The organism is Arthrobacter sp. HMWF013, from assembly GCF_003061105.1.
Classification (GTDB): domain Bacteria; phylum Actinomycetota; class Actinomycetes; order Actinomycetales; family Micrococcaceae; genus Arthrobacter.
Map to the genome: position 1 here is coordinate 1 of NZ_QAIQ01000625.1, position 9,580 is coordinate 9,580.

Consider the following 9,580-nt stretch of genomic DNA (forward strand, 5'->3'; position numbering starts at 1 on the left):
TTATGGAACTGTCCGGTGGAGTGCAGGAACCGCGGACCCCAGCCGAAGGTGACGGGCCGGCCGCTGACAGCTGCGAGTTTGTCGCGGATGCCCTCAAGCTGCGCGTAGGCCAGCCGGTCGAAGTAGGCCTGGACGCTGAGGTAGCTCTCGTCGTCGAGCGTTCCGAGGAGGGCGCCAACGGCTTCCTCCGCGGTGGCGGCACCGCGGAGCCAGTCCCCGCCCCGGACCTCGATGGCGCCGTCAACGAAGGCGGCGGGTGTGGGTTCGGGCTGTGCGTCCAGGAGGCCGCGGGCAGCGACCTTGGCAGCCTCCACGTCCGGCTGGTCGAACGGGTTGATGCCCAGCAGGCGCCCCGCGACGGCGGTGGCGAATTCCCACACCATCATCTGCGTGGCCAGGCCACCGGCGATCGCCACTTCGTTCTCACCAAGTTCGACGTCGGCATCCGCGGCTACCAGCCGGACAACCAGGACGTCGGCTGCACCGGAGGTGACCTCCGGGGAGTTGGGTCCGGCCACCACCGGCAGGACGCCGGTACCGAGCTTGCCGGTGGATTCTGCGATGAGCTGTTCGGCCCAGTCCGCGAAGCCCACAATGCCCGAGCCGTCCTCAGCGATGACGATCTTGTTGCGCAGCGGGTTGGTACCACCCAGAGCCGTACCCAGGGCCAGCCCGATGTTCTCGGCCGCGTCCTCGTTCAGGACCTCAGCAGCTTCCTCGGCCTCATCCAGGAAAGCCTGGATATCCACGCCGGCAAGACCTGAAGGGACCAGGCCGAAGGCGGTCAGCGCTGAGTAGCGGCCGCCAACGTTGGGGTCCGCGTTGAAGACGGCACGGTAGCCGGCCTCGCGGGATGCTTTGTCCAACGGCGAGCCCGGATCGGTGACAATGATGATCCGGCTCCTGGCATCGAGACCTGCCTCGTTGAAGGCGTGCTCGAAAATCCTGCGCTGGGAGTCGGTCTCCAGGGTGGAACCGGACTTGGAGGAGACCACAATTGCGGTGTCGCCCAGCCGGTCCGCAAGGGCAACACGGACCTGGTCGGGGTCAGTGCTGTCCAGAACAGTCAGCTCGACGCCAGCGGTGCCCGCGATGACCTCGGGAGCGAGGGACGATCCGCCCATGCCGCAAAGCACGATCCGGGTCACCCCTTCTGCCCGCAGGGCATCGCGCAGTTCGAGGATATCCGCCACCAGGGGCTGGGAGACGGTGGCCGCCTCAACCCAGCCGAGGCGCACTGCGGACTCGGCTTCGGCGTCGGGACCCCACAATGTGTGGTCCTTGGCGAAGATCCGGGTGGCAACGCGGTCCTCTACCAGGGCGGGGAGGTGCTGCTCGAGTGCCTGCTGTGCGGCACCGGTGGCGTCGTAGCTGAGTGTGCTCATGAGGGGTTAGGAAGCCTTCCGTGCGGCGGCGAGGGCACCTTCGACGTCTGCCAGCAGTTCCTTCCAGCTGGCCACGAACTTGTCGAGGCCTTCGGATTCGAGGAGCGCAACAACCTCGTTGTAGGAAATGCCCAGCTTCTCGAGGGCGTCGAGCGTGGCGTTCGCATCGGCGTACGTACCGGTGACGGTGTCGCCGGTGACCACACCGTGATCGAAGGTGGCGTCCAGGGTCTTCTCCGGCATGGTGTTGACCACACCGGGTGCTACGAGCTCCGTGACGTACAGGGTGTCCGGGTAGGCCGGATCCTTGACGCCGGTTGATGCCCACAGCGGGCGCTGGGGGAGCGCGCCGGCCTCGGCCAGCAACGCCCAGCGCTCCGTGGAGAAGAGTTCTTCGTACACCTGGTAGGCCAGGCGGGCGTTTGCGACGCCGGCCTTGCCCTTGAGTGCCTTGGCCTCGTCGGTGCCGAGGGCATCGAGGCGCTTGTCGATTTCAGAGTCAACGCGGGAAACGAAGAACGACGCGACCGAGTGGATTTTGGAGAGGTCGTGGCCGTTCTCCTTGGCCTGCTCCAGACCGGACTGGAACGCGTTGATGACGGCCCGGTAGCGCTCCAGCGAGAAGATCAGGGTCACATTGACGCTGATGCCCTCGGCCAGGGTGGCGGTGATCGCTTCCAGGCCTTCGAGTGTTGCCGGGATCTTGATGTGGACGTTGTCCTTGTTGACCTTCTTGTACAGGTGCTTGGCCTCGGCGATGGTGCCGGCCGTGTCCCAGGCAAGGCGCGGGTCAACTTCGATGGACACGCGGCCGTCGACGCCCTTGGTCGCTGCGGCAACCGGAGCGAAGAGGTCGCAGGCGTCGGCCACATCCGTAGTGGTGATTTCGAAGATGGTGTCTTCGACGCTGGCACCGGCAGCTGCCTGCGCTGCGATGGTGGCGTCGTAGTCCGTGCCTGCCGTGATGGCGGCGTGGAAGATGGACGGGTTGGTGGTGACACCAACAACGTTCTTCTCTTCGATGAGCTTGCGCAGTGTCCCGGTCTCGAGGCGGCTGCGGGAAAGGTCATCCAGCCAGATGGACACTCCGGCGTCGGAAAGTTGCTGAGTAGGCGTAGTCATTTTTGTATCTCCTGGAATCTGTTTCAGGCCTGAAGGCCAGCGAGGGAGTCCTTGGCAGCGGCGGCGACAGCCTCCGCGGTGATGCCGAACTCCTGGAAAAGGCGCTTGTAGTCAGCGGAAGCGCCGTAGTGCTCGAGTGAGACGGAACGGCCGGCGTCGCCGACGAATTCGCGCCAGCCGAGGGCCAGGCCGGCTTCGACCGATACCCGGGCCTTGACGGCGGCAGGGAGGACGGATTCGCGGTAGGCGGCGTCCTGCTTGTTGAACCACTCAACACACGGCATCGAGACAACGCGGGCCGCGATGCCGTCAGCCTGGAGGGCTTCGCGGGCCTGGACGGCCAGCTGGACCTCGGAGCCGGTGCCGATCAGGATGACGTCGGCCGGTACGGTGGCGCCGTCCTTGGAGGCTTCGGCCAGGACGTAGCCGCCCTTGGCGACGCCGGCAACGGAACCGAATGTGTCGCCGTCGGCCGTTCCCTCACCACGGGCGTAGGTGGGGATGTTCTGGCGGGTGAGGACGATGCCGGCCGGGTTCCCGTGGTTCTCCAGCATGGTCTTCCATGCTGCAGCAACCTCGTTGGCGTCGCCGGGGCGGACGACGTCCAGTCCCACGATGGCCCGGAGCGAGGCGAGCTGCTCCACCGGCTGGTGCGTGGGGCCGTCTTCGCCGAGGCCGATGGAGTCGTGTGTCCACACGTAGAGGGACGGAACACCCATCAGGGCACCGAGGCGGATGGCCGGCCGCTGGTAGTCACTGAAGATCAGGAAGGTGCCGGAGAAAGCCCGGGTGCGTCCGTGCAGGGCGATGCCGTTCACGATCGACGCCGCAGCGTGCTCGCGGATACCGAAGTGCAGGACACGGCCGTACGGGTTGCCGGACCATGCGTCGGTCTGCTTTGAGGCAGGAACGAACGACGGCGAGCCCTCAATGGTGGTGTTATTGGACTCAGCGAGGTCCGCTGACCCACCCCAGAGTTCGGGCATGACCGGGCCGAGGGCGTTGAGCACCTTGCCGGAGGCGGCGCGGGTGGAGACGTCCTTGCCGGCCGGGAAGACCGGAAGGGCGGCGTCCAGGCCCTCGGGCAGTTCCTTGGACTCGACGCGCTCCAGGAGGGAGGCGGCTTCCGGGTTGGCTGCCTGCCAGGCGTTGAAGGACTCTTCCCACTCCTTGTGGGCGGCGGCGCCGCGGTCCACAACGGAGCGGGCGTGGGCCAGGACTTCCTGGTCGACGTCGAAGGACTTGGCCGGATCGAAGCCGAGGACCTCCTTGAGTGCTGCTACTGCCTCGGCGCCCAGGGCCGAGCCGTGGATCTTGCCGGTGTTCTGCTTCTTGGGGGCGGGGTAGCCGATGATGGTGCGCAGCGAGACGATGGAGGGCTTTGACGTCTCGGCCTTGGCGGCGAGCAGGGCCGAGTAGAGCTCCTGGACGTCTTCCTTGTATTCGCCGGTCTTGGTCCAGTCCACGCGCTGGGTGTGCCAGCCGTAGGCCTCGTAGCGCTTGAGGACATCCTCGGTGAAGGAGATGTCGGTGTCGTCCTCGATGGAGATGTGGTTCTCGTCGTAGACCACTACGAGGTTGCCCAGTTCCTGGTGGCCGGCCAGGGAGGAGGCCTCGGCGGTGACGCCTTCCTGGAGGTCGCCGTCGGAGGCAATGACCCAGATGGTGTGGTCGAACGGGCTCTCGCCGGCGGCAGCGTCGGCGTCGAACAGGCCGCGCATGCGGCGCTGGGAGTACGCGAAGCCGACCGACGAGGCCAGGCCCTGGCCGAGCGGGCCGGTGGTGATCTCCACACCGGCGGTGTGCTTGTATTCGGGGTGGCCCGGGGTCAGGGAATTCCAGGTGCGGAGCGCCTCAAGGTCCTTCAGTTCCAGGCCGTAGCCGGAGAGGAACAGCTGGATGTAAAGGGTCAGTGACGTGTGGCCCGGGGACAGGATGAAGCGGTCGCGGCCCAGCCAGTCCGGGTTCCGCGGATCGTGCCGCATGAGCTTCTGGAAGAGAAGGTAAGCGGCCGGGGCCAGGCTCATGGCCGTTCCGGGGTGGCCGTTGCCGACTTTCTCCACCGCGTCTGCAGCCAGAACGCGGATGGTGTCCACCGCGCGCTGGTCCAAGCTGGTCCATGACAGTTCTTGCTCTTCCAAATGTGGCACGAAAACCGGGCCCCTCTCTGTGCTGACAGTGGGCTGTACACGGGATCCGGTCCGGGGCACGCTGTGGTGCCCGCTGCGGTGTGTACCAGCCGTTCACCATCGAAACGTTTGATCTATCACTCAGACGCCGGCGTCGGGAATGCGTTTTCCACTGCATTCCCCGCTGCGAGCTGATCTGGTGACAGCTTAGCTCGATTCCACTCTCCGGTCAGCGCAAATCTCACGTAGTGGACGCAATTTCCCCTTATGTGAATCAGCATTCCGTGAGGTTGAGTTAATCTGCTCGAATCAGCGTTCGCGCGATCATCTGGGCCTATCAGGCGCCCGTGGCGGTGAACCCGGCACGGTATGATATTCGGAGGCTTGGGCCGGAAACCGCACGTCCGCATGGGCTTTCGGAGTCATTCGGCCGCTGCGCGAACCCGGCCATGGTCAATCCGTGGAGTGCCTGGCATAGCGCCTGCACCAGACAGCTGTACAGCCAGACAGAGAATTACCAACCAGAACGGGTGACTGCCACCGTGAGCACAACTGATACGCCGCTGAACGCTTCCCGCTCCGGAGGGGGAGCCGGGATTGCCCGCAAGGCAAAGGCGTATCTCGCCCTCACCAAGCCGCGGGTCATCGAGCTGCTGCTGGTCAGCACGCTGCCCACCATGATCTACGCCGAGCGCGGCTTCCCCTCCATCGGGCTGATCCTTGCCACGCTGGTCGGCGGCGCTTTCGCAGCCGGCAGCGCCGGTGCCTTCAACTGCTACATCGACCGCGACATCGACAAACTGATGCACCGCACCGAGAAGCGGCCCCTCGTCACCGGCGAAGTGACACCGCGGGAGGCCCTGGTCTTCTCGTGGCTGCTGGGCGCCGCGGCCATCGTCATCCTCTGGTTCGGTGCCAACCCGCTGTCCGCGTGGCTCGGATTCGGTGCCATCTTCTTCTATGTGGTCATCTACTCGATCATCCTCAAGCGCCGCACTGCGCAGAACATTGTGTGGGGCGGGGCCGCCGGCTGCTTCCCGGTGCTGATCGCCTGGGCCGCGGTCACCAATACCGTTGAATGGCCGGCCGTCATCCTGTTCATGGTCATCTTCCTGTGGACCCCGCCGCACTACTGGCCCCTGTCCATGCGCTACGGCGAGGACTACCGCAAGGCCAACGTGCCCATGCTCGGCGCCATTGCCGGGGCCAAAGTGGTTTCCGTCCAGGTGGTCCTCTACGCGTGGGCCATGGTGGTCTGCTCGCTGCTGATGATCCCCGCCGGCGGCGCCGGCTGGGTGTACACGGTCACCGCGGTCCTTGCCGGAGCCTGGTTCCTTTACGAATCACACGCCCTGTACAGCCGCGCGCACCGCGAAGACATCCCGGACAAGGGCGCCATGAAGGTCTTCCACGGCTCCATCAGCTACCTGACACTGCTGTTCATCGCCCTCGCCGTGGATCCGTTCGTCGGCTCAGCCATCATCAGCTAGGACGCTCTCTCACTTCCTGCACGTTCTCGGCCGACGCTCTCTCGCTTAACGTGGGAAATCCATAAACCCTCTTGCAGTTCCTGTTGGAAATCCAGAAGCCCTCTTGCACTTTCAGTGCAGGAGGGCTTTCTTTCTTGCACCGTGTTATTGCGCGCTGATCAAGGCGGCCGGTCTGCGAGGTGCCAGAGGGACGCCGCAAAAGCCGCAGAATCTGCCAGAGCGTGGCAAGAAAGGCGGCAGGATCTGCCAGAGGGTCGCAAGAAAGGCGGCAGGATCTGCCAGAAGGTGTGGGCAACGGGAGGCGCCCCGGTTCGTCGTGAACCGGGGCGCCGGGGCCAAGCAAGGGACCTGCCCCGTACTGTGCGGGGCGTGACTACTTCTGCGGGCTGGAACGCGCGACGTCGGCGGCGTTCGTTGCGGCACTCATCAGCAGTGCGGCGCCGAGCATGTGGGCGCCCACCAGCAGTGCGGGAATGCCGTTGTAGTACTGCGTGAAGCCGATAACGCCCTGCAGCAGGGTAACGGCGAGGAGCAGCACGGCAGCCGTCCGGAAGGGCCCACTGATTTTCCGGGTGAAGACAATGACCAGCGCGAAGAGCGTCCCAGCCGTAATCAGGTAGGCGGGCACAGCATGGATGTGCGAGAACAGGTCCCAGTCGAGGTTGTTGCGGGGCGCATCAGCGTCCCCGGCATGGGGGCCTGCGCCTGTGACCACCACTCCGAGCATCACCGCCACTGCGGAAAAAAGCGCGACGGCGGCGGATACCGGACGCAGGACGGCCGGCAGTGCGGGGAGACGGAGTGTTCCAAAGCGGCCTGTCCTGCCGAACGCCCGGTTGACCAGCAGGGTGGCGATGACCACCAGGGCCATGGACACCAGGAAGTGCAGGCCTACAACCCAGGGGTTGAGGTTGGTCAGGACGGTGATCCCGCCGATGACGGCCTGGGCAGGGATACTGGCCAGCAGCCCAGCCGCCAACAGGAAGAGGTCCTTGCGTTCTTTCCTGAGGTTCCACAAGTAGACGAGCATCATGACGGCAACGGCTGCCAGCGCGAACGTCAGGAGCCGGTTGCCGAATTCGATGAACCCGTGGATCCCCATCTCGGGAGTGTTGACCAGCGAACTGTCGGTGCAGCGCGGCCAGGTGGGGCAGCCAAGGCCGGACGAGGTCAGACGGACTGCACCGCCGGTCACGACCAGCGCCGTCTGACCAACGAGGGACGCGACAGCCAGGCGGCGGACCCGGGCGTCAACAGTGCGGGGCAGCCGCGCCATGAGGTTGCCTGCGATCTGGGGGAGGCGTGAAGCCGTACTCACGGATATCTCAATTCCACTTGAACCAACGGATGGCTGCTGCGCCGGCGAGGACTGTCCAGGCCAGCAGGATAAACGCGGCACCGACATCAACGGTGCCGAACATGAAAGCTTCGCGCAAGGCCTCGCCGAGGGCGCCGGAAGGCAGGTACACAACAATGCTCTGGGCCACAGCGGGCAACCGGTCGGCCGGGATCACGATCCCGCCGAGGACTCCCAGCAGAATCCACAGCAGATTGGTGATGGCGAGGGTTGCTTCGGGACGGACCGTGCCTGCAACGAGCAACCCCAGGGCAGTGAACGCCGCGGCACCGAGCACCAGCAGGAACAGTCCCGGGAGCCAGCCGGATGCTGGCGGCTGCCAGCCCAGGGGAAGCGCCACCAGGGTGACCACCATGACCTGCAGGCAGAGAACCACCAGCACGGCCAGCACCTTGCCCGCGATGAGTCCGGTGCGGCCCAGGGGAGTGGTGGACAGGAAGCGGAGAACCCCATAACGCCGGTCAAAGCCGGTGGCGATACCCTGCCCGGTGAACGCTGTCGACATGGCGCACAAAGCCAGGATGCCCGGCACGGCCACGTTGATGCGGCTGGCCCCGAGGCCGTCCAGGAAGGGGGTGACGGTCAGGCCCACCAGGGCGAGCAGAGGCAGGACGACGGCGAGAATCAGTTGCTCGCCATTGCGCAGCATGGTGAGGGACTCGTAGCGGCCCTGCAGCAGGATGCGCCGCGCGAGGGAAGCCGGCGACTGGGACGTGGGCTTCCCGGCAGCCGACGTGCCGGCCGAAGCCGGGTAAGGCGCGTTGGTCATCGGATGTCCTTTCCCGAGACGTCAAGGAAGACGTCTTCCAGGCTCCGGGCCTGCAGGCTCAGGGAGCCGGGCATGATGTTGTGGGCTGCCCACCACGAGGCCAGTGAGGCAAGGTCGGCCGGTGTCAGCGGACCTGAGGCAACGTAGCTGCCCGCCCGGGTTTCGGTGACTGTGATGTTTGCGGGCAATACGCCGGCGAGGTGAAGCCCCGCGGGTGCCTCGAAGACAAGGGTGCGGACATGCTCCAGGCCCTCTTCCACCACCGGGTCCCGCTGGAGCAGTTGGGGAACGGTGCCCTCCGCGACATTCCGGCCGGCATCGATGATGTAGACATAGTCCGCCAGCCGTTGGGCGTCGTCCATCAGGTGGGTTGTGAGGATGATCCCCATTCCGGCGTGCCGCAGTTCCCCGATCAGGTCAAAGACAAGCTGGCGGGAGTGGGGATCCAGACCCGCACTGGGCTCATCCAGGAAAAGCACCTCCGGGTTGCCGATCAATGCCGCGGCGAGTGCCAGCCGCTGCTTCTGGCCGCCGGAAAGCCGGCGCACGGAGGTCCTGCTGAAATCATCAATGCCGAGCCGCTGGACAAGATCGTCCACGGAGCGCGGCCTTGAGTACATCCCGGCGATGTGCCGCAGCAGCGGGATGGGACGGGCCGACGGCGGGAGGCCACCGTCCTGGAGCATCACGCCCACGCGGGCGCGCAGTCCGGCACCTGCCTGGCCGGGATCCTGGCCCAGCAGGGAGATGTTTCCGCCGGTACGCTTCTGGAGTCCCTGGGCGCACTCGATCGTGGTGGTCTTTCCTGCTCCGTTGGCGCCAAGGAGGGCAGTCACCTGGCCCCGTTCGGCTACAAGGGAGACGCCGCTCACCACCCGGAGCATCTTGCCGTCCAGGCTGGCCAGCGGACCAACATCCTTAATTAACCCGCTGATGGTCAGAACCGGGGACTCGGGGGATCGCACCCCAGCATTCTACGTGATGTAGTAACAGCCGGCCGTTTCCACCCGTCGGCATCAGGCCAGCCTCGCCTTACTGGAAGGGGGGAGTAAATTACGACATGATTGTGTTGTGTATTCCATGAGCAATGCTACTGCTGTGCCTTTTGCCGGGCACGGGGCGCCACGCGCCGCCGCTGAGCGCGGTCACATCGCCGCCGTCCCGGTGGCGGATGCAGACGAGCGTACCCGGGACCGGGTCCTCGGCGCCGTCCTGGAGCACGGTCCCGTCAGCGCCGCTGAACTTGGCGACCTGCTGGGCTTCACGCCCGCGGCCGTCCGCCGCCATCTTGACCATCTCTCGCGGAGTGGAGTCATTGAGGTCAAACG

General features: G+C 65.7%; 8 protein-coding genes. 2 read left to right on the forward strand and 6 right to left on the reverse strand.

Annotated elements, in window-relative coordinates:
• From DBR22_RS20800 to tkt, 3 genes are all read right to left on the reverse strand, one after another.
• The coding region (locus DBR22_RS20800; RefSeq protein WP_108600555.1) for a glucose-6-phosphate isomerase at positions 1-1,385 on the reverse strand (1,385 nt) is incomplete at its 3' end.
• Between the two features lie 6 nt (positions 1,386-1,391).
• A complete protein-coding gene (gene tal, locus DBR22_RS20805; RefSeq protein ID WP_108600556.1) occupies positions 1,392-2,507 on the reverse strand; it encodes a transaldolase in 1,116 nt (371 codons plus the stop codon).
• Between the two features lie 23 nt (positions 2,508-2,530).
• A complete protein-coding gene (gene tkt / locus DBR22_RS20810; RefSeq protein ID WP_108600557.1) occupies positions 2,531-4,648 on the reverse strand; it encodes a transketolase in 2,118 nt (705 codons plus the stop codon).
• A 518-nt stretch (positions 4,649-5,166) separates the two neighbouring features.
• Between tkt and DBR22_RS20815 the strand changes: the two genes are divergently transcribed.
• Positions 5,167-6,126: a heme o synthase gene (locus DBR22_RS20815; RefSeq protein WP_108600558.1), complete on the forward strand. Its 960-nt coding sequence runs from the start codon at positions 5,167-5,169 to the stop codon at positions 6,124-6,126.
• Between the two features lie 373 nt (positions 6,127-6,499).
• Here DBR22_RS20815 and DBR22_RS20820 read toward each other — a convergent pair whose 3' ends face one another.
• Genes DBR22_RS20820 through DBR22_RS20830 form a run of 3 tightly spaced genes read right to left on the reverse strand, consistent with a single transcriptional unit; the run spans position 6,500 to position 9,217 of the window.
• A complete protein-coding gene (locus DBR22_RS20820; protein WP_108600559.1) occupies positions 6,500-7,444 on the reverse strand; it encodes a COX15/CtaA family protein in 945 nt (314 codons plus the stop codon).
• Between the two features lie 7 nt (positions 7,445-7,451).
• A complete protein-coding gene (locus tag DBR22_RS20825; RefSeq protein WP_108600560.1) occupies positions 7,452-8,252 on the reverse strand; it encodes an ABC transporter permease in 801 nt (266 codons plus the stop codon).
• A complete protein-coding gene (locus DBR22_RS20830) occupies positions 8,249-9,217 on the reverse strand; it encodes an ABC transporter ATP-binding protein (protein WP_108600561.1) in 969 nt (322 codons plus the stop codon). The genes DBR22_RS20825 and DBR22_RS20830 overlap by 4 nt, the downstream gene beginning before the upstream one ends.
• A gap of 106 nt (positions 9,218-9,323) precedes the next feature.
• Here DBR22_RS20830 and DBR22_RS20835 point away from each other — a divergent pair.
• The coding region (locus DBR22_RS20835) for a helix-turn-helix domain-containing protein (RefSeq protein ID WP_375135005.1) at positions 9,324-9,580 on the forward strand (257 nt) is incomplete at its 3' end.

Bases quoted from the DNA above. Each gene is read 5' to 3' on its own strand.
- tal (WP_108600556.1), bottom strand. From the start codon at position 2,507: ATGACTACGCCTACTCAGCAACTTTCCGACGCCGGAGTGTCCATCTGG.
- DBR22_RS20825 (WP_108600560.1), bottom strand. From the start codon at position 8,252: ATGACCAACGCGCCTTACCCGGCTTCGGCCGGCACGTCGGCTGCCGGG.